The 20,160-nt window shown below is 70.8% G+C and carries 20 protein-coding genes; 9 read left to right on the top strand and 11 right to left on the bottom strand.

Annotation, left to right across the window (positions count from 1 at the left end):
* The first annotated feature begins 773 nt into the window (after positions 1–773).
* Positions 774–2,090, top strand: a complete 1,317-nt coding sequence (locus GA707_RS09895) for an MFS transporter (RefSeq protein WP_152178290.1) — start codon at positions 774–776, stop codon at positions 2,088–2,090.
* Positions 2,091–2,389: 299 nt separating this feature from the next.
* Complete coding sequence (locus GA707_RS09900) at positions 2,390–2,692, top strand: hypothetical protein (protein WP_152178291.1); 303 nt, start codon at positions 2,390–2,392, stop codon at positions 2,690–2,692.
* Between the two features lie 69 nt (positions 2,693–2,761).
* Here GA707_RS09900 and GA707_RS09905 read toward each other — a convergent pair whose 3' ends face one another.
* Positions 2,762–3,208 (bottom strand): response regulator transcription factor, encoded by a 447-nt coding sequence (locus GA707_RS09905; protein ID WP_193315270.1) that lies wholly within the window; start codon positions 3,206–3,208, stop codon positions 2,762–2,764.
* Positions 3,209–3,436: 228 nt separating this feature from the next.
* Between GA707_RS09905 and GA707_RS09910 the strand changes: the two genes are divergently transcribed.
* On the top strand, positions 3,437–4,120 hold the full coding sequence (locus tag GA707_RS09910; protein WP_226963699.1) for a response regulator transcription factor: 684 nt from the start codon (positions 3,437–3,439) through the stop codon (positions 4,118–4,120).
* Between the two features lie 116 nt (positions 4,121–4,236).
* Entirely contained in the window at positions 4,237–4,908 is a 672-nt protein-coding gene (locus GA707_RS09915; protein WP_152178293.1) for a response regulator transcription factor, read from the top strand.
* On the opposite strand, the gene GA707_RS09920 is transcribed toward GA707_RS09915, so the two are convergent.
* The 3 genes from GA707_RS09920 to GA707_RS09930 all read right to left on the bottom strand — a co-directional run bounded on the left by GA707_RS09920 (position 4,886) and on the right by GA707_RS09930 (position 9,087).
* Positions 4,886–5,302, bottom strand: coding sequence for a hypothetical protein (locus GA707_RS09920; RefSeq protein WP_152178294.1), 417 nt, complete (start codon positions 5,300–5,302; stop codon positions 4,886–4,888). The genes GA707_RS09915 and GA707_RS09920 overlap by 23 nt on opposite strands.
* Positions 5,303–5,412: 110 nt before the next feature.
* Positions 5,413–7,749: a PAS domain S-box protein gene (locus GA707_RS09925; RefSeq protein WP_193315271.1), complete on the bottom strand. Its 2,337-nt coding sequence runs from the start codon at positions 7,747–7,749 to the stop codon at positions 5,413–5,415.
* Positions 7,750–7,971: 222 nt separating this feature from the next.
* A complete protein-coding gene (locus GA707_RS09930; RefSeq protein ID WP_152178296.1) occupies positions 7,972–9,087 on the bottom strand; it encodes a permease in 1,116 nt (371 codons plus the stop codon).
* Between the two features lie 47 nt (positions 9,088–9,134).
* Between GA707_RS09930 and GA707_RS09935 the strand changes: the two genes are divergently transcribed.
* Positions 9,135–9,533, top strand: coding sequence for a helix-turn-helix transcriptional regulator (locus tag GA707_RS09935; protein WP_152178297.1), 399 nt, complete (start codon positions 9,135–9,137; stop codon positions 9,531–9,533).
* A gap of 5 nt (positions 9,534–9,538) precedes the next feature.
* Here the strand turns inward: GA707_RS09935 and GA707_RS09940 are convergent, their stop codons facing one another.
* The gene (locus tag GA707_RS09940; RefSeq protein ID WP_152178298.1) at positions 9,539–11,785 is read right to left on the bottom strand and encodes an alpha-galactosidase; all 2,247 of its coding nucleotides are present in this window, start codon (positions 11,783–11,785) and stop codon (positions 9,539–9,541) included.
* Between the two features lie 138 nt (positions 11,786–11,923).
* On the opposite strand from GA707_RS09940, the gene galK reads away from it, so the two are divergent.
* On the top strand, positions 11,924–13,144 hold the full coding sequence (gene galK / locus GA707_RS09945) for a galactokinase (RefSeq protein WP_152178299.1): 1,221 nt from the start codon (positions 11,924–11,926) through the stop codon (positions 13,142–13,144).
* Positions 13,145–13,155: 11 nt separating this feature from the next.
* Here the strand turns inward: galK and GA707_RS09950 are convergent, their stop codons facing one another.
* From GA707_RS09950 to GA707_RS09965, 4 genes are all read right to left on the bottom strand, one after another.
* Complete coding sequence (locus GA707_RS09950) at positions 13,156–13,398, bottom strand: hypothetical protein (RefSeq protein WP_152178300.1); 243 nt, start codon at positions 13,396–13,398, stop codon at positions 13,156–13,158.
* Between the two features lie 78 nt (positions 13,399–13,476).
* Entirely contained in the window at positions 13,477–13,956 is a 480-nt protein-coding gene (locus GA707_RS09955; protein ID WP_152178301.1) for a nucleoside deaminase, read from the bottom strand.
* An 8-nt stretch (positions 13,957–13,964) separates the two neighbouring features.
* The gene (locus GA707_RS09960; protein WP_152178302.1) at positions 13,965–14,669 is read right to left on the bottom strand and encodes a response regulator transcription factor; all 705 of its coding nucleotides are present in this window, start codon (positions 14,667–14,669) and stop codon (positions 13,965–13,967) included.
* Positions 14,666–15,886, bottom strand: coding sequence for a sensor histidine kinase (locus GA707_RS09965; protein ID WP_193315272.1), 1,221 nt, complete (start codon positions 15,884–15,886; stop codon positions 14,666–14,668). The genes GA707_RS09960 and GA707_RS09965 overlap by 4 nt, the downstream gene beginning before the upstream one ends.
* Positions 15,887–16,072: 186 nt before the next feature.
* Between GA707_RS09965 and GA707_RS09970 the strand changes: the two genes are divergently transcribed.
* Positions 16,073–16,795 carry a hypothetical protein gene (locus tag GA707_RS09970; RefSeq protein WP_152178304.1) on the top strand — a complete coding sequence of 241 codons (723 nt, stop codon included), beginning with the start codon at positions 16,073–16,075 and terminating at the stop codon, positions 16,793–16,795.
* Positions 16,796–16,840: 45 nt separating this feature from the next.
* Positions 16,841–17,317, top strand: coding sequence for a hypothetical protein (locus GA707_RS09975; protein WP_152178305.1), 477 nt, complete (start codon positions 16,841–16,843; stop codon positions 17,315–17,317).
* A gap of 94 nt (positions 17,318–17,411) precedes the next feature.
* On the opposite strand, the gene GA707_RS09980 is transcribed toward GA707_RS09975, so the two are convergent.
* A complete protein-coding gene (locus GA707_RS09980; protein WP_152178306.1) occupies positions 17,412–17,858 on the bottom strand; it encodes an Hsp20/alpha crystallin family protein in 447 nt (148 codons plus the stop codon).
* A gap of 266 nt (positions 17,859–18,124) precedes the next feature.
* On the opposite strand from GA707_RS09980, the gene GA707_RS09985 reads away from it, so the two are divergent.
* Positions 18,125–19,333 (top strand): endonuclease/exonuclease/phosphatase family protein, encoded by a 1,209-nt coding sequence (locus GA707_RS09985; RefSeq protein ID WP_152178307.1) that lies wholly within the window; start codon positions 18,125–18,127, stop codon positions 19,331–19,333.
* On the opposite strand, the gene GA707_RS09990 is transcribed toward GA707_RS09985, so the two are convergent.
* Positions 19,313–20,149: a ceramidase domain-containing protein gene (locus tag GA707_RS09990; RefSeq protein ID WP_152178308.1), complete on the bottom strand. Its 837-nt coding sequence runs from the start codon at positions 20,147–20,149 to the stop codon at positions 19,313–19,315. The genes GA707_RS09985 and GA707_RS09990 overlap by 21 nt on opposite strands.
* Between the last annotated feature and the right edge of the window lie 11 nt (positions 20,150–20,160).

A 20,160-nucleotide genomic window follows, 5' to 3' on the forward strand; every position in this document is an offset into this window, starting at 1 on the left:
GAGTTGCACCTACGAGATGTCCCTTGTGATCAGGTCGAATAGAAGCGTCAAGAACTTCGATTCTCCTGCACCACAAGGGATTTCTCATGCAACGACCCGCATCCAGACCGCTACGACATGATCCCGATCGGTGGATCCGGGCTTAGCCCCCAGTTCACCGTAAGTCAGATCCCCCAGCGAGGCTCCTAGCTGGTCAGGCTCGTCGAGAACACCGATCCGATCACGGTAGACAGCAAGCGCGCGATCCAGGAAGTCGATGGCACTAAAAGGAACTATCACGGGAGCCTCTCCTCGAACGTCACACCTGTCCCTGATCACCAACGGAAGCTCCCGGCCCTAACAATGACGGCTGAGCAGCCACCGCGCTACCCACACCAGAAGAAGTCCCGGACAGAGGGCGAGGACGGCAACAAGTCGGGCGATCATCATCGAGGCGGACCGTCCTAGGCGGGACAGCCGCGCCACGAGGTCCACGACGCTTGCCCCGAACACTCCTCTCACCGTTGGCGCTTGTCAATGACTCCCGGCAACCGCAGCTCCGCACTGCAGGACACTCCACCTCTCACCTCTGTAGAACCTCTCACGCATTCTCAGACGGCACCCACCCACGCCTCCCGGGCCAAGACCGGATCCGGTCCTCGCCGACACCGTCGACCCACCGGAATGCTACGTAGAGACGCTGAGCGCCGGGGACGAGCCACGAGTTCCATGCCTATCGCTGTGTTGGGGGGCACGCCCACGTCGGTGGCCTGCTCATTGGCTAGGTTCGATGCGTGACGACCTCGGACCGGCTCTACTCGGCCCTGATGAGACGCGACCTCGAGGCCGAGCAGGAATTGCCCGGCGACGTCCGCGACGATGTCGCACGAAACGGGCTGCGTCAGGTGGCGGCCCAGACCTTCCAGTCGTCGGGAGACCAGACCGTCAACGCCTCGACCGTGCTGCCGTGGCTGTTCCAGGCGCTCGGCGTGCCATCGGCCCTCGTCGGGCTGCTCGTGCCGATCCGCGAATCGGGGTCGATGCTGCCCCAGGCGTTCATCACTCCCCTGGTTCTGCGGGTGCGCCACCGACGATGGGTCTTCGTCGCCGGCGCCCTCGTCCAATCGGCCGCCGTCGCCGTGATGGCGGCGACTGCGGCCCTCGGGAACGGGCTGTCGGCGGGCGTCGTCATCGTGTTCGCCCTCGCGGTCTTCGCCCTCGGGCGCAGCCTCTGCTCGATCTCGTCCAAGGACGTTCAAGGCCGCACGGTCCCCAAGGGAGAGCGGGGCCAGATCAACGGGCTGGCGACGACGGCGGCCGGCCTGACGGCGGTCACCCTCGGCCTGGCCATCCGCTACCTCGGCGGCGCCGGCCTCGACCCCGCGAGTCTGGCGCTCCTCCTCGCCTTTGGGTCCGCACTGTGGGTCGCCTCCGCGATGATGTATGCGGGGGTCTCCGAGCCCGAGAACCTCACCGAGGCGGAGCGCGAGTCCGACGGGGCCCGACCGTCTCTGGCGCTCCTGCGCGAGGACGCCGTCCTACGCGGGTTCGTCACGGTCCGCAGCCTGCTCCTGGTCTCGGCGCTCAGCCCGCCCTTCGTCGTGGCCCTGTCGCTGGCCTCCGGGGTGGACAGCCTGTCCGGTCTCGGCGCGTTCATCATCGCTTCGGGCGTCGCCGCCCTGCTGGGAGGTCGGCTCTTCGGGCGGTGGGCGGACCGCTCGAGCCGCAGCCTGATGAGCGTCGGAGCCGCCGTCGCCTCCGCCGTGGTCGTGACCCTGGTCGTGCTCGTCACGGCGTTCGACGTGACGGGTTCGAGCTGGAGCGACGTCCTCTTCGTCGGCGCCTACTTCCTCCTCACCCTGATGCACACCGGCGTCCGGGTCGGCCGCAAGACCTACGTCGTCGACCTGGCCGAGGGCGACCTGCGCACGACCTATGTCGCGGTGTCGAACACAGCCATGGGCATCATCCTGCTGGTCGTCGGCGGCATCAGCTCACTCATCGCCGCGTTCGCCGTCGAATGGGCGCTCCTCTTCCTCGCCGCTCTGGGACTCGTCGGGGTGGCCGCTTCGGCCCGGTTGCCCGAGGTCTCACGTCGAACCGCCACCTGACCGGCTGGCACGGGCGAAGTCGGACTCAGCCCTCGGAGCGACTTCGCAGCAATCCGGGACAGATGACCCTCGCCATGGGCTCCGAGCCCCACGACCATGGACTCCAGCCGAAGGGAGCCGTGTCCGTGTCAGCGCCTGCGCCAATGCCTCTGCCGTCCCTCTCACGTCCTCTACCGTCCGTATCGCGGTCGCCGTCGACGCTCGCCCACCCTCCCGTCACCCTGACAGCCTCGACGCGCCGTCTCGACGACGTCGTCATCCTGTCACTCACTGGCCGACTGGACACGCAGCACCCACTTGTGGCCGGCCAGTGCGTCGAACGCACCCTCGGACAGATCGACGCGTGTCTCGCCGAGCGTCCGCGGGGCGTCATCGTGGACCTCTGGGACGCGGAGCCTACCCGCTTCGTCGTCGCGCTCCTCGGACTGGTCAGGCGTCGGGCGGAGCGCTGGAAGACACCGCTGGTGCTGGCTGCGCCGGAGGGCTGTCGAGACCTTTTGGAGGAGGTGCAGGTCGCGTCGCTGTACGCCGTTCACCCAAGCCTGGACTCCGCACTCGACGCCCTCGCCGCGCCGCCCCCGCCGCGCCCGCGCGGCCGGTAGCAGTCGCCGGAGTCGCAACCCTCGCCTCTCGACCGATACGGACCGGCCGACGGAGCTGACGGGCACTCGTCAGCCTTCCTGTGACCGCTCGTCGAACCGTCCGGGCACGTCGAACCTTCCGGGCGCGTGCCGCCGGATCGCGTCGAGGAGCTCATGGCCGTCCGCGACCTTGAGGACGAACTCATCGGCTCCTGCGGCCCGGGCCCGGTCCTCTCCTTCGCCGTCTTCGGCGGTGTGCACGACGAGAGCGACGTCGAGAGCCGCACGTCGGATCATTTGGCACAGATCGAGTCCGAAGCCGTCGGGGAGTCGGTTATTGACCACCGCGACGTCGGGGTGGTGCGACATGATCGCGTGGTAGCCGCCCCGGACCGTGCTCGCGGTCGCCAGCACGGTGATCCCCTGTACGGCCAAGAGATCGACCACGGCGGCGAGCAGTGCCGGATGGTCGTCGACGACCACGACGGTGACCGGCTGTCGGCCTGGCGGGGCGGCTGCTGTCGCCCTCTCAGTCACCGTGACGGCCGAGTACTCCGAGCCCGCAGATCGCTGCGTCGCCGACCGCATCCGTGCCGTCGCTCATGACCTCGCCTCCTCCACATCAGGGTGCGAGTCCCCCGCGCCGGCGCACAGTGCCGAAGGTCCTACCGGCGGCGCGGGCAGCGCTGGAATGCCACAGGTCACACATCGACCCGGGACGGTTGTCCCGGGGTCGGCTCCGGACGGCCTGCTTAGCATGAGGATGTGTTGGAGAAGGACCCATCGGCCGAGGAGCTCGTCCGCGTCTACCTCGTCGATGACCACGCACTGATCCGCAGGGGGCTGCAGGATCTCCTCGACCGCTTTCCCGACATCGAGGTCGTCGGCGAGTGCGCCAGCGCCGAAGAAGCCAAGCGCGCGATCCCGGTCACGCGGCCTGATGTCGCGGTCCTGGATGTCAGGCTCACGGATGGGTCCGGGATCGACGTCTGCCGACATCTTCGGTCAACGTGTCCGTCGGTGGGAGTGATCATGCTGAGCTCGTTCCATGACGAGGCAGAGGTGATGGCCGCCATCGTGGCCGGAGCGAGTGGGTACGTCTTGAAGGCCGCCTCCCCGCATGGCCTCGTCGACGCGGTGCGTCGGGTGGCGGCAGGACAGAGCGTCCTCGACCCGGTTGTGACGTCCCGTGTTCTCGGACAGGTTCGGGACGGTCGCGCGGGCAGCCTGGCCCACTCGCGGCTGACGACCGGCGAGATGCGTATCCTCGGACTCCTGGCCGAAGGTCTGACCAACCGCCAGATCGCGGGACGGCTGCACCTGTCCGAGAAGACGGTCAAGAACTACGTGTCGAACGTACTCGCCAAGCTCGGCCTGCAGAGTCGCACACAGGCGGCCGTGTATGCGGTCGAGCACCGATCCGAACTGGCCGCCGCCGGCGTCGGCTGAGTTCCGGTGGAGACTCAGAGCCCGGACCTCCGCTCGGACGACCGCGAAGAAGTGACCCTGTGCGCGGGGCGCCTCCGCCTAGAATGGTGGGGCTGGGCACGAACGGAAGGGCGCATATGACCGGATCCGGCCGGGAGTCGGCAGGACCCGACACGGCCGAGCGCCACGAGGTGCGGGTCTTCGTGGTCGACGACCACGAGCTGATCCGCAGGGGTTTCCGAGATCTGCTCGACGCGGATGCGGGTATCGAGGTCGTCGGTGAGTCGGGGTCCGCCATGGAGGCGATCCGGCGGATTCCAGCCCTGCGTCCGGATGTCGCCGTCCTCGATGTGCGACTTCCCGACGGCTCCGGAATCGAGGTGTGCCGGTCGGTCCGGTCCCGGGATCCGAAGATCAGGGTTCTCATGGTCACCAGCTACGACGACGAAAAGTCGCGCACCGAGGCCCTGCTCGCCGGCGCATCCGGCTTCCTGCTCAAGGAGGTCCGCGGTCACGAACTGGTCGACGCGGTCCGACGGGTGGCCGCCGGGGAGGACCTCCTTGGGCGCGACAACGGCGCCACCCGCTCGACGGCGGTGAGGATGGACGAGCTCGCTCTCTCCTCGCTCACTCCGCGGGAGCGTCGCATCCTCGATCTGATCGTGGCCGGGCTGACCAACGCTCAGATCGGCGAACGTCTCGGCATCTCGGAGAAGACGGTGCGCAACCACGTGACGAGCGTGCTCGCCAAGCTCGGCTTCGTTCGCCGCACCCAGGCGGCCGTCTTCATGGCACGGCGGGGCTCCTGAGGACTCCTGCGGTCCCACGGGCGATGGCGATGGTCGAGTAGACACACCCCACCGCCCCGAGGCCGGTCGTCTCGTCATCGTGGGGGGCGACCACCGCATACCGGATCCTGAGTCGGTCGAGGCGTTCGATGAGGCGGTCGACACCACCACTCTGGCGCCGGCGGCGGCCGGCCGAGAGATCGAGGATCACCATGTGCACTCGGGCCCGCAGGGCGCGTTCGAGCAGAACCCAGGGTCCGGAGTCGTCAGCGCCGTCCCAGTCGGACGGGATCCTGACGACAGCCACCCGGCCGCTGCGCCCCGAGTGGAGGGTCACGTCCGGCTCGGGCGCCGACCGCGCACCGCCTTCGCTCGACGAGCTCGGCAGACACGTCCCGATCGCTGCACTCAACATCCCGGACGTCCTCCCTCATCGGTGGCGACATGGGCCGCGCTGCCCGCACCGTGTCGAGCATGCGGCCCTCCTGCGGCTGCGCGCCAGTGACAGGTGTCCCGGGACGTCGGCTAGGGGTTGTTGAACGGCGCCTGCCGCGGACAGGTCCAGATCACCCGGGTCCCGGCGTCCGGGAGGCCGGCGACCTCCACGTGACCGCCGTGCCGTCCCGCTCGGTCCTTGAGGTTGGCCAGACCGTAGCAGCCCCCGGCGGCCCCCTCGGGGCCGACACCGTCGTCCTCGACGACGAGGATGACGGCATCCGAGTCGACCGAGAGGGAGACCGCGCTGTGGGTGGCCCTGGCATGACGCGCGACGTTCGAGAGCGCCTCACGCAGCACGGCGATCACATCGTCGACGAGATCGGGGGGGAGATCGTCGACCGGACCTGCGATGGTGAGCAGGGGGAAGTGACCGAGGACCCTGGATGCCTCACTGACCGTCTCGGTGACCTCGGCCGCGGTCGAGGTCCTCCGCACCGTGGCGCGGAGCTCGAAGACGGCGCGTCGGAGATTCCTCGCCGCAGCCTCGAGCTGGGCCACCTTCTCGAGGTCCCGCACCTGCCGACGCGGATCGGACTCGACGTCCACGTCGGCGCTGATCTGCATACCCACCGCGATGACGTCCTGGATCACCGTGTCGTGCAGGTCCCTGGCGATGCGCTGGCGTTCCTCGAGCACGGCCAGCCGCGCCTCGGCGGCCCGCGCCCGCGCGAGGCGGACGGCGACCTGCGCCTGGGTCACCATCCGCGTCACGCGGTGGTCGTCCTCGATACTCAACGCGGACGCGCCCTGACCACGGCAGGCCGCGACGAGACCGTGCGGATCCGAGCTGCTCTCGCCCAGAGGCACGAGGAGAACGGGCCCGATGTCGGGTTCCTCCGCTCCGATGGCCGTTGCCCAGCCGCTCATCGCACCGACCGCGGTCGTCGCACTCTCGACGAGGAGCTCACGACCGGCCGCGTCGACCCGCTCGATCAGGTCGACCGCTCGCGGTCCGCTCGCGCCGACCCATCGTGCCGAGGGTTCGTCGCTGTCCCCCATGAGCAGGACTGCGACTCCGTCGGCGTCGATCGCCTCGGCGACGCCGTCCGCGAGGAGCGTGAGGATGTCCTCCTCCGGCTGGTCCTCGAGGGCCGCCCTGGAGACCTCTGCGACGGCGCGGTTGACGATCGAGTCGCGACGCAGTTCACGCTCCGCGGCGACCCGCGTGCTCACATCGACGGCATGGACGAGGTAGTACTGCCCGGGGACCGGGAGGTCCAGCATCGAGACCCGCACCTCCGCCCACAGCACCGACCCGTCGCGTCGTCGGTAGCGCCGGATCACCGTCCGGTCCGGGCGGTCCGTCTCCGCCTGGGCCCGCTGCGCGGCTGAGACGAGTCTGTCCTCGGGTGCCCGCAACACCGCGATGTCGGCACCCACCAGCTCGCCCGCGGCATACCCCAACATCTCGTCGAGTGCCCGGTTCGTGCGCAGGACGCGAAGCGGCCCTCCGTCCGCCTCGTCGCGCTCGAGGAGTCCGATCCCGACGGGCGCCTGCTCGAAGGTCGTCCGGAACGACTCCTCACTCTCGCGCAGCCGCATCTCGAGGGCGAGCCTCTCGCCGACATCTCGCACCACGTTGACCAGCAGCGGGCCGTGGTCGGGGTCCTCGACCAGGGAAGCGTGCACCTCGCAGTCGACGACGGATCCGTCCCGGGTCGCCAGCCGCTGCCCGTGCAGTTGACTGCCGTCGGTCAGCAGCACCTCCCCCTCCGCGACGTGGTCCGGGGACTCATCGTGGAGTGCGGCCAGGCGTCGCACCGGCATGCCCCGGAGCTCGTCCTCGGTGTACCCGAGCAGCTCGGTGGCGGCGTGGTTGGCGTCGACGACGACCTGCAGCCGCGGGTCCACGACCAAGATGCTGTCCGGCACCAGGTCCAGCAGCTGGACCAGCCGGGCGCGCTCGGCCTCCCTCCCCCTCCAGGCGGTGGCATCGCGAACGGTCGCGAGCATGGTCGGGCGACCATCGATGACGAGTGGGGCGAGCGCGATCTCGACCGGCAGCTCGGACTCGTCCGCCCGGCGCAGATGAACCACTCGACCGGATCCCATCTGCCGGGACCGCGCGTCTCCGGAGAGGGTCTCCTCGACCAGCTCAGCATGCCGGACCCTGTGCTCGGACGGAACCAGATCCGCCAGGACCGTTCCGCCGAGCTCGGCTACCTCTCGGCCGGCCATCCTCGCCAGGGCGGGATTGACGTACACGATGCGGCCGTCCCGGACGAGAAGCACGCCATCAGGCGACTCGTCGACGAGCTGCCGCCACGTGTCCGGCCCGGAAACATTGCGCTGCCGAATCTCGGTGGCGGCGCCGGGATCGCCGGTCGCTTCCGTCTCCGGTCCGATCGTCGTTCGCTCAACCATCCGCGTAGGGCACCTCACACTTATCGCTGAGTCGCGTCGCAGACCTATCGACCACAGAGACTGACACCGAATCTTCGCCCTGCGGGGCGCCCCGCCGACCTCACGGTAACCCCGGGCCCTCTCGCGGTCAACGGATCGGCGGAAAGGTTTACCAACGGTCACAGGCAATGTCGGTGAGGCACGTCGAGGCCAGTCATGCGACGGTTCGGTCATCGCCGGGGATCAGAGCCAGAGCGGCGCGAGCCATCCGGTCACGCACGCCGAGACGAAGAGGGTTCCCACTACGAGAGCGACGATCCGCCATCGGGCGACGATCAGCATCCCGCTGACAGCGCCGATGCTCGTGCCGGCGCCGGTGACGAGGAAGGCCAGCGCCGGACCGGCGCCCATGCCGCCGTCCATCAGCGACGCGACGAGCGGCAGCGAGCCCTCGGTGTTGACGTACATCGGGATGCCGAGCAGCGCGGCGAGCGGCACGGCGGTCAGGGCGTTGCCGTCGCCGAGGTGGTGCTCGAGGAGGGCTGTCGGGACCAGTCCGATGATGAGATATCCCAGTGTCGTGAAGGCCAGGAAGTACCACGCCAGACGGCGACCGTTCGTGACGAGAGCCCGTCCGAGCTCGCGGGTTCGCGGGTCGCTGCGCACGGCGCTCAGCCATGTGGTCGCCGCTGCAGTGTCGGCGCGGGGGGTCCGCCGGTCGGGACCGGGCGTTCCACAGCAGAGAGGGTCGGCGGATCCGCACGTGCCACCGGTCGACAGTGACGGCGCCACGGCGAGGGCCGCCGGTGTGGACACCAGCGACTCGAGCGCAGCAGGGCAGCACGGAGCGCCTGCTCCCTCGACCGGCTCGAGCGAGCGGGAGGCCCGCACGGCGACCGGCGCCACCCGTGACTGGCCGGCGAGCCACCCGGCCCGCTCGAGCACCCACGCCGCCACGCCACCGACCAGCCCGACGCCGATCGCCGCGATGACGAAGGCCGTCGCGAAGCCCGGACCGAAGAGTCCGACGGAGAGTGTGTACTCTCCCGGGCTCGTGAGCGGCGAGGACGCCATGAAGGCGACGATCGGGGCCCAGGGCACGGAGGTGGCGAGCGAGCCGAGGACGACCGCCATGGTGCCGCACGAACAGAACGGCGTCAGGGCACCCAGCAGTACGGCACCCACGACGGCCACCGGAATGCTCCGGCGCATCCAGCCACCGAGTCGGTCCGCGCCGACGTAGACCTGCACGATCGAGGCAAGGACGACGCTGAGAACGAGGAACGGCCAGGTGCTCTCGAGGGTGTCGATCACCTGAGTGACCACCCGCGTGAGAAGGTCGAGCAGAGGGGTGGTCACGACATCTCCTTTACATAGACATCAATCGAATGATTAGATGACTATCTATGAACGCCATCGACCTGTCAAACCATTCCGGACAGTCCGCCTCGGAACGACTCAGCGAGCTCTGCTGTTCACCCCTGCTCGCCAGCGAGCTGGCCCAGGACGAGGCGGAGTTCCTCGCCCAGGCGCTGCGGACGCTCGGTGAGCCGGCCCGGCTGCGCATCCTCGGCCGGATCCGGACCCGCCCTCGGTCGCGCGCAACGACGACCGAGCTCGCCGCGCATCTCGGCCTGAGCCAACCCACGGTGTCCCACCACCTGGGCGCCCTGCACGACATGGGGTTCCTCCGGCGTGAGCGCGATGGCCGGCGGACCTGGTACTCGATCGAGCCGGCCGCGTTCGAGGCTCTCCAGCAGCTGCTCGAACCCGAACCGCCGCTGGGCGTGGGGGCGAGCGAGTAGTCGCGTCAGCAGGCCCCGACGTGCAGGAGCACCACGGTGTCCGGCTGCATGAGTGGCGGGCTGACGCCGACCGTGGCCAGCACCGACCCCGGCAGGACCACGCCGGCGAACTCGGCGCCCCGGTTCACCCAGCGCGGCGGGGCCGGTGGGGACGGTGCGGTGGCGCGGTCGGGGGCACCGACGTCGTCACCCCACCACGGGGGGGCAACGACGCCGGCGGGCGTGCCGACGACGACCGGCCGGACCCGGTAGCGCCGGTCGGGCTGCAGACCGGGAAGCCGGACGGCCGGGCCAGGCAGCTCGAGGAGGGCGCCGACCGTCGCGATCGCGAAGATCGCCTCGGACCGGTCCGGCCGGACCACGCCGTGGACGAACAGGTCGTCGACTCCGGTGTCCACTCGCACAAGGTCGCAGGCGAGCAGCAGGTCGCGGTGCGCCTTGTAGAACGCCACCCACTCGGCGATCTCGTCGAGGGTCGCGTCGTCGACGGTCGTGAGGTCCCACTCGATGCCCAGGTGCCCGAAGATCGCAGTGCCGGCCCGGAACGACAGAGAGTGGCTGCGTCCGGTGGAGTGCGAGTGCTGGGACGCGATGTGCGACCCCATGTACTCCGGCGGGATGAGCTGCGTGGTCCAGCGCAGCATGTGCTGACGCTCGAGGGGGTCGATGACGTCGCTCACCCAGACCCGGTCGGTCCGCTCGAGGACACCGAGGTCGACCCGGCCGCCGCCGGAGGAGCAGGACTCGATCTCGAGTCCGGGATGGGCGGCGCGGATCTCGTCGAGGAGTCGGTAGAGGGCCAGGGTCTGCTCGTGGACGGCCGGTCGGCCGCCGCGGACCTGGCTGCCGGCCTCGACGAGGTCGCGGTTGTGGTCCCACTTGAGGTAGCCGATGTCGTACTCGTCGAGGATGGCGAGGATCTGGCCCTTGACGTGCTCGTAGGCCCCGGGGGCGGTCAGGTCGAGGACCTGCTGATGGCGCGACGGGACCGGCAGGTCGTCGCGGGCTGCCATGACCCAGTCGGGGTGGGCGCGCGCGACGTCGGAGTCGAGGTTGACCATCTCGGGCTCGAACCACAGGCCGAACTCCATGCCGAGCCCGTGGACCCGGTCCACGAGCGGGTGCAGCCCGTCCGGCCACGCCTCGGGCGAGACGACCCAGTCGCCGAGACCGGCGACGTCGTGCCGGCGTCCGCCGAACCAGCCGTCGTCGAGGACGTAGCGCTCGACACCGACTCGCGCCGCCCGCTCGGCCAGCTCGACCAGCCGGTCGAGCGAGTGGTCGAAGTACACCGCCTCCCAGACGTTCAGCGTCACCGGCCGGTCCGGCGACACCGGGCGCGGCCGGGAGCGCAGATGCGCGTGGAACCGCCGGGCGACCGCGTCGAGGCCGTCACCGGCCGCGAAGAAGAGCCACGGACTGGAGTATGCGTCGCCCGCCTCGAGGCGGACCTCGCCGGACAGGAGCAGCTCGCCGGCGCCGATCAGCCGGTCGCCTGTGAAGGCGTGCTCCGCGTAGTGGACGTGGTTGCCGCTCCACGCCGCATGGACGGCGCGCACCGAGCCCCTCTCGAACCCGAAGCCGGGGGTGCCGACATGGAGCAGGTATGCGCTGTCCGCCCCCGTGCGACCGCGGCGGTTCTCCCGCACGTGCGCTCCGATCCGGAAGGGCAGCCGTTGCGGTGCCCGCTCGCCGCCCCACCGGCCGGTGAAGTCGAGGATCTCGTCGTGTCCGGAGGGCACTGGGAGTGCGAGCGCGAGACCGTCGACGGCGAACGTCCCGTCCGCGGTGTTCGTGAGCGTGGCCCGGGCCCGGACCAGCCCCGTCGCGTCGAGCCCGAGCTCGATGACGAGGGCGAGGCCGGCGTGTGCGTCCGTGGCGCGGACGGTGAGCAGCCCGGGTCCGTCGACGCGACTGCTCTCGACGGGGGACCCGTCCAGCTCCACCCGGTCGACGGTGAACCTCGTCGACCAGCCGCGGCCGTCGCGCGAGCCGGTCAGGCCAGGCCGCCCGGTCCAGCCGGTGTGATGCTCGGGGAGCACAGCCACCCGCGGTGGGACGTCGGTGAGGTTCGGGCCGGGGAGAGAAGTCTGCGCGCCCACGAGAGCGGTCAGGTCGACCACGTCGACGTGGTCGAGGCGCTCACCCCAGTGCACGACCCGGGGCAGCGCACCACCGCTGAGATCGACGACGAGCGAGACGTCGGACGCCGACAGGGCGACGACGAGGGACTCGGGGGCGGGGATGGGCATCGGTCCTCCGGAACGCGACGGGATGGGTACGCGGAGCACAGCATCCCACGCCCTCGGGACGCCGCCGCGCGGCCCTAGGATCGGTCCAGCACCGATCGCGCGCACGCTTCCGACCGCCACCAGAGGACAGGCGACCCGATGACCCACGATGCACTGCCGAGCACCGCACCTTCGCCTGCGTCGCTCCTCGACACGTTCGAGAGTCTGCACGGTCGCCCCGCCGATGGGGTGTGGTCGGCGCCCGGTCGGGTGAACCTGATCGGTGAGCACACGGACTATGTCGGCGGCCTGGTCCTGCCGATCGCGCTGCCCCAGCGCACCGTGGCCGCATGCGCCCGCCGCGGCGACGACCTCGTCCGGGTGCACTCGGCCACCCTCGACCAGACCGCAGAGATCGCGCTCGGCGAAGTGGGTCCGGGCTCACCCGGCGGCTGGCCGAGCTACGCGGCTGGCGTGCTCTGGGCGCTCCGCGAGGCCGGACACGAGGTCGGCGGCATCGACGCGGTCATCGACAGCTCCGTGCCGGTCGGCGCCGGACTGTCCAGCTCGGCCGCCCTGGAGTGCGCGGTCGGCGCGGCGGTCAGCGACCTGTTCGACCTGGCGCTGCTCGCCGACGACACGGCCCGCCGAGAGCTCATCGCCGCATGCATCCGCGCCGAGAACGACGTCGCGGGCGCCGCCACCGGAGGCATGGACCAGTCCGCCGCCCTCCTCTGCCGACCCGGGCACGCGCTCTACCTCGACTGCCGCTCCGGCGAGGTCGAGCACATCCCCTTCGACCTCGAGGACCACGGACTCGTCCTGCTCGTCACCGACACCCGAGCCGCGCACACCCTCGCCGACGGCCAGTACGAGGTGCGGCGGCGGGCCGCCGAGCGGGCCGCCGAGCGGCTCGGGTTGGCCACATTGCGCGATGTCGACCCGCATGCTCTCGACGAGGCACTCGAGACCCTGGCCGGCGACTCACCCGGCGACCGTCCCGGGAATGACGAGCTCGTCCGCCGTGCCCGGCACGTCGTCACCGAGATCGACCGGGTCCGCGCCACGGTCGCCGCCCTGCGCGAGGACGACTTCGACACCGTCGGCGAGCTGTTCACCACCTCACACGTGTCGCTGCGCGACGACTTCGAGGTCTCCTGCGCCGAGCTCGACCTCGCGGTCGAGACCGCGCTCGGAGCCGGCGCTCTCGGAGCCCGGATGACCGGCGGCGGGTTCGGCGGCTCGTCCATCGCCCTCGTCCCCGCCGAGGCCGCCGCCCACACGGCCGACCTGATCACGGCGGCCTACGCCGACCGCGGCTGGAGCGCGCCCCACTCCTTCGCCGTCACCGCCGGCGGCGCCGCACGCCGGGATCTCTAGGAACCCGTCCTCTAGAACTCGTCCTCGGCATCGACATCTTCGTCGCCGACATCGACGCCGGCGTCGGTTCGTTGCTCGATGACGTCCGCCTCGTCGGCGTCGACGGGCAGGGGTGCATCGTCCGGCAGGGTAGTGACGACGTCGTCCGGCTCGTTCTCCACCGCCTCCCTCGACAGGCTGTCCGGGTCCGGTGCCGGCCAGTCCTCCGGTTCGGGCTCGAACCCGTTCGCCGGGCCGTGGTCGGTCGTGCTCATCGTGCCCACCTCCTCGAGTCGTGCCGTGCTCTTCGACCATAGCGCGATCGGTGGCTGTCGCCCGGGCCGTTCCCGGGCTCAGCCGCCCATTCGGCGGGCATGCAGGTCGCGGACTCGCTGGGCCAGCTCGGGATCCGGCCCGTCGACCACCGCATCGGGCACGATGTCGGTGACGGACAGGGGTTGCACCGGCGAGCGGGGGAACCCGAGCTCCGCGCCCCAGGACACAAGCTGCTCGGTGGACGACGCATACACGATCCGGCCCAGCCCGACCCAGCCGTGGGCGGCTGCGCACATCGGGCAGTGCTCCCCGGAGGTGTACACGGTGCACTCACGCCGGACGTCCTCGGGCAGATGCGCGGCCGCCCACCGCGCGATCGCCAGCTCGGGATGCTGGGTCCGGTCACCACCGGACACGTGGTTGTGATCCTCGAAGAGCACCTCGCCCGTGGGCGAGACGAGCACCGAGCCGAAGGGCTCGTCCCCGGCGATGAGGGCCTCCTCCGCCAGGTCGACGGCGCGGGTGAGCAGCTGACGGTCGGCATCCGTGATGGGCATGCTCCACGCTAGCGAGGTGCACGCCCGGGCGCGCCCCTTCCGCCGTGGTCACGCGTGGCGCCCGGAGCGACGACGCCGTGCTCGTAGGCGAACACGACGACCTGCACACGGTCGCGCAGGCCGAGCTTGGCCAGGATCCGGGCGACGTGCGTCTTGACGGTGGCCTCACTGACGAAGAGGCTTGCGGCGATCTCGGCGTTGGAGTCACCTGCGGCCACGTGGACCATCACCTCGCGCTCGCGCTCGGTCAGCTCCTGGAGCGTCCGCGGCGGTGGTGACGGGCGAGGACCACGGGCGAACTCCTCGACGACTCTTCGGGTCACCGCTGGGTCGATCAGGCCCGCGCCGGCCGCAGCCGCGCGGATCGCACGCACCAGGTCCTCGGGCGCTGCATTCTTGAGCAGGAAGCCGCTCGCCCCCGCGCGGAGAGCGTCGTAGACGTGGCTGTCGACGTCGAAGGTCGTGAGCATCACCACGCGAGAGCCGGCGAATGCCGGATCACCGAGAAGCCGTCGGGTCGCCTCGATACCGTCCAACCTCGGCATCCTCACGTCCATCAGGACGACATCGGGTGTCAACCGGCGTGCCTGCGCAACCGCGGCCAGTCCGTCACCGGCCTCCCCGACGACCTCGATGTCCTGCTCGGCCGCCAGGATGAGGCGCAGCCCGGCGCGGACCATCTCCTGGTCGTCGGCGAGCAGGACCGTGATCACGGCTCGCCCCCGCCGGCCACGAGACCCCGGGCGGCCCCGAGGGCCCGGGAGTCCTCGTCACTCTCGGCGGTGCCACTCGGCGGCAGCGGGAGACACGCTCGGACCACGAAGCCACCGCGCTCGCCCGGACCGGCGACCAGGGTGCCCCCGTATGCGGTGACGCGCTCCCGCATACCGGTCAGGCCGTGACCTCGGAGCGGCTCCCCGCCCGGCGACCCCGCCCCGTCATCACGGACCTCAACCACCAGCTCGGTCGGGCGATAGTCCACTGTGACCTCGACCCGGCGCGCGCCGGAGTGCCGGCGCACGTTCGTCAACGCCTCCTGGATGATCCGGAACGCCGCCTGGTCGATGCCGTGTGGCAGCGCACGGGGCCGGCCCCGCTCGCGGTGGTCCACCCGGAGACCGGCGTCGATGGCCACGCCGATCAGTCTCGGCAGCTGACCGAGTGAGGTCGCCTCGAGGTCGACCCCGGACGGGTCGCCGCCGCCCTCACCGTCGCGAAGCACGGCGAGGATGCGGTGCAGCTCGGCGGTCGCCTCCCGCCCGGCGGCCTCTGCCGCTTCCAGCGCCGCCCGCTCGCGGACCTGGCCGGGCGCGAGGAGTCGCCGCACCCCGCCCACGTGCAGCTGCATGACACTCACGCTGTGCGCCAGGGAGTCGTGGATGTCGCGGGCGATCCGGAGCCGCTCGTCCACCAGCGCCGCGTCGGCGCGCAACCGCGAGCGCTCCTCGACGAGGTCGGCGTGGTCCCGGGCGAGGCGGGTCAGCGACGCCTGAGTGGCCAGTGCATACCCGGCGAACCACGCGCCCCCACCGAGGATCCAGCCGAAGAGGATCTCGCTCACCGCGGGAGCGTGCTCGACGGCCAGGGCGACGCCGATCAGTCCGAGGACCAGGACCAGGCCGGCCAGAGGCGGCCGCGCGTGGTAGCCGCACGAGGCCGCCGCCGCGAGACAGACCATGAGCCACCCGAGCGTCGTCGCCGCCTCGTTGCCGACGAGGGCGGGAACCACGAGTGCCCCCACGATGCTGATGGCCGTCGAGGTCAACGGCGCGACCCGCCGGAAGGCCAGACCCACGCAGCCGACCGTCAGCGCCACGGCGAGAGTGGGCGCGAGGTCACCCACGTCGACGGTCCACACCTCCACCTGCACCACCGCCAGGAGGCCCGCCGCGAGGAGTACGTCCCGTCCGGGAGGTCGCCACCGGCCCACCCAGCCAGGGTAGATCCGCCGACCCGGTCGGCGCCTCCCTCCACAGGCCGACGTCGGTCCGGCAGTCGTCATCCTCACGGATGACCGAGGACTGGCGGCGGGGCCGATGCGTCCCGGCGGCCCGCAGAGCCACCGTTGGGGTACAGGCCGGCCAGCGGGGTCGGCCGAAGCTCTCAGGAGGACACCATGACCACCGACGCACGCATCGGATCCCGTCGCGCCGACTCGCTCCGCCGCTGGACCTGCGGCCTGGCCCTGGTCGCATTCCCGGCACTCCTCGTCGTCCAGGCGGTCGTCATGCCCGAGGACGGCGACGGCGGGGCCATGTACGACGCCGCGACGAACGACCGCGGCGCGCTGCTCGCGTCGGCGGCGCTGATCATCGTCTCGGGGGTGCTCATGGCCCCGGCCGCCGCCGGCATCCTGTCGATGGCGCGAGGACGGGGCGCCGCCCTCGCGAACGTCGCCGCCGTGCTCGCGGTGCTCGGCGGCACGGGACACATCGCCCTCGGGTACTACTACGTGATGGCCTCGGCGTTGCCGGGGGGCGACCGGGCCGAGATGACCGCCTATGTCGACAGACTCGGCGCCAGCGCGCCGCTGGGGATCTTCGTGTTTCCGCTGCTCCTGTGCTTCGCCCTCGCGGTCGTCGCGATGCCGTGGGCGGCCTATCGGGCCGGCACCGTCGGGCGGTGGGCTCCGATCGTCGCCGGCGTCGGCGTGCTGCTGCACGAGGGCCTTCCCCCGGAGGTCCCGAACCAGGACCTCATCGGTCTCGGGATCCTCGTCACCCTGACCGTCGTGCACGGATACCTCGGACTGACGCTCCTTCGCGGCTCGCGGGACGTCACCTCGGCATCGCCGGCCGTCGTTCCGGTATCAGCGAGCCTCCCGGTGGCTCCTTCCTGACGTGGGCCCGCACCGGAGCGGGTTCAACACGGACAAGGAGACACCATGGCGAGCATCTGGAAGCTTCTCTCCCGCGTCGGCAGCCTGCCCCCGGAGGCCTTCGACGCGATCTTCCCGCAGGGCCCCGACCTGGTCCTCGTGGACCAGCCGACCCGGTTCCTCGGTGCAGCGAGCAGGTTCCGCGGCGCGGACGAGGTCATGCTGAACCCGCAGCCGCTCCCCCCTCACGAGGCGGCTGTCGGGGCGGCTCTGGTCGGACGCCTCCTCAACAGCGCGATCATCGTCGTCAGCGGCCGTGAGGAGAGTCCGGGTCGCGCGTTCCTCACCGAGATCGACGAATGGTGTGGCACGGGGTGGCCCCGCAAGTGGCCGCGCCCGAAGCCCCGCGGCTGGGACAACGAGGCGATGTTCACCGGCGCGGCTCTCTACGCAGCTCATCTGGCGGCTCACTACGAGCACAACCCGGACATGCAGGAGGCGCTCGGCGTGGCGGTCGACCAGCTCGTCGCGCAGGTCGCCTGACCATCAGGGCGCTCTGGAAACGACCCGAGGTATGCGGTGCGCACCGGGTGCGCACCGCATACCTCGGGTGTGTGGTCGGCGGTGCCGAAAGGGCTCAGCCCTCGCCGGACCCGTCCGTCGTCGTGCTCTCGATGGTCTGCCGACCCGAGCCGTGGCTGACCGAGATCTTGCGCGGCTTGGCCTCCTCGGCGACCGGGATGCGCAGGGTGAGGACGCCGTCGGCGTAGTCGGCCCCGATCTTGTCGAGCGCGACCCCGTAGCCCAGGGTGAGCTGGCGGGCGAACGTGCCGCTCGGGCGCTCGTGCGAGAGCCACTGGACGTCGTCACCGCTCTCGGTGCGACGCTCGGCCCGGATCGTCAGGGTGCGGTCCTCGACGTCGATGTCGATCGAGCCGGGGTCGACACCGGGCAGGTCGATGTGGGCGACGAACTCCTCGCCGGAGCGATAGAGGTCCATCGGCATCCCCGCAGCCGCGGGGGTGCGCAGCGCGCCGGACATGATGCGGTCCAGGTCGCGGAAGGGATCGAAGGTGGTGGCCATGTCTCCTCCTCACGAGAGTGGTGTCGATCCGGCACCGGCACTGCGCCGGGTCCGGCGTTCGGGCCGCCCGGCTGGCCGGCCGGAGCGGTGGGTCCGAGTCCATGATGAAACATGAGCGTGAACGACTCAACTTTGGATTGTATTCCCACGTGAGGATGAGTGCGAGCCGGCCTGTCTGCGCACCTCACGATTTCTGCGGAAACGCGGACGAACGTCGGTCGGATCCGCCATGCTGTGACTCGACGCACCAAGGGAGGTCCGCCGCCATGACATCGAGGTCATCGCTGAAGAGCCTGTTCGCCATCCTTCTCGCCGCCGCCATGATGCTGGCGGCGACACCGTCGCAGGCGGCCCCGCCCGGGGGTCCGCGCGGCGGGGCCCAGCCGGCCTCGAGCGCACCGGGCAAGCCGATCACAATGATGACCCGCAACGTCTACCTCGGCGCGGACATCAACCGGCCGATCCAGGCGGCGCTCGCCGCGCAGGCCGCGGGCGGGACCACGCCGCAGATCGTCGGTGCACTGGCGAACGGGTCCGCGGTCACCCGCGCCGTCGTCGACCAGACCGACTTCACCGTGCGGGCCCGCCTGCTGGCCGACGAGATCCTGCGCACCTCACCCGATGTCATTGGCCTCCAGGAGGTGGCCCTCTGGCGATCAGGCCCGCTCGAGCTCGGAGCGATCGGTGTTCCGAACGCACAGACCGTCGACTACGACTTCCTCCGGCTACTCCTCGACGAGCTCAACTCGGACCGCCCGCTGTATCGGGCCGAGGTGATCGGGCTGCGGGCCGACGTCGAGTCGCCCAGCTTCTTCGCGAACCCGGCCGAAGCGGGAGCCCGGGACGTCCGCCTGACCATGCGCGACGTCATCCTCGTCCGCGACACCCCGAGCCTGCGGGTGACCGGTGAGCACGACGAGATCTACGACGCGAACCTCTCCCTCGGTGTGCTCGGCGTGACTTTCGCCTTCGACCGCGGCTACCAGTGGGTCGACGTCCGCGCCGGTGGCCGGGACTTCCGGGTCGTCAACTCTCACTTCGAGGCGTTCAGCTCGAACATCGCACTCGCGCAGGCGAGGCAACTGGTCGACGAGGCGACCGCGGAGGACCGGTCGACGGTCATCCTCTGCGACTGCAACTCCGACCCGCTCGACGAGCGCATCAAGACCGGCATCGGCGACACCGTCCCGCACAAGGCGGCCTACGACTTCATCACGCAGACCTACACCGACCAGTGGCTGCAGTGGGCGCCGGCCGAGGATGGCTGGACCTCCGGCCTGAACGAGACGGTCGACGAGGTCCCGCCAAGCTGGACGCACCGGATCGACATGGTCTTCGGACGAACCGCCGACGGCGGTCCCCTCGGGGTCGACCGCGGCGAGGTCACCGGCACCGAGCTCAGCGACCGCGACCCGGCCACCGGACTGTGGCCGTCCGACCACGCGGGAGTGGTGCTACGCCTGCGCGGCCTCTGACCGCTCCGCGCTCCGAGTCCAGCCACCCTCGCCGCCGGCCGTGTAGTGCCGCCCCAGCAGATAGGCGGCCACCGCGCACAGGACGTGCCAGAGCGCGTGTCCCTGCAGCCATGACTCGGGGATGCACCAGGCCCGACCCGTCTGCGACGGCAGCCAGATCGCGAAGGCGACGAGTAGCACGCTGACCGAGGCGACCCCCCACCACGGCGTGGCCGCTCGCCGGCGGAGCAGCACGGCCTCCCCGACGACGGCCACGAGCAGCAGGACGGCGAAGAACGCGTTGCCGGGGTGACGCACCACCGGCACCGAGCCGCCGGACAGGGATGCGACCGTGCCCAGGCCGACGAGGACCACGAACAGCGCCACCGTCCGGCCGGCACCCCATCCGCTCAGCCGAGCCACCGCATACGACGCCGCGAAGCCGGCGAGCAGGTGCATAGAGAACACGTCGAGGTGACCGCCGAGGTCGCTCTCGGTCGCGTGCATCGCCATCGAGCCGGGACCCAGGAGGGCGACGATCACCGTGAACGGCACGGTCAGAGCGTCGATCTCGAGCCGACCGGACGGGAACCGGGCGCGCCACGCCAAAGCGGCGCCTGCGGCGACGAAGGCGAGGTTGCTCAGGGTGTTCGAGGGCTGGGCGAAGAAGCACCAGTGGTCGGTCTCGCAGAACCCCGCGCCGCGATCGACGTCCGGCCCGAGCCATCCGTATGCGGTGGCCAGGACGACGAGCACCACCCCACCGACTCCGGTGGCCAGGGTGACCACCACCGGGGTGAGCGAGCCGCCGGAGGTGCGTCGCGCATACCCGCTCATGGGCTCACGGT

Source organism: Nostocoides sp. F2B08, assembly GCF_009184895.1.
In the GTDB taxonomy this organism is placed as follows: Bacteria; Actinomycetota; Actinomycetes; order Actinomycetales; family Dermatophilaceae; genus F2B08.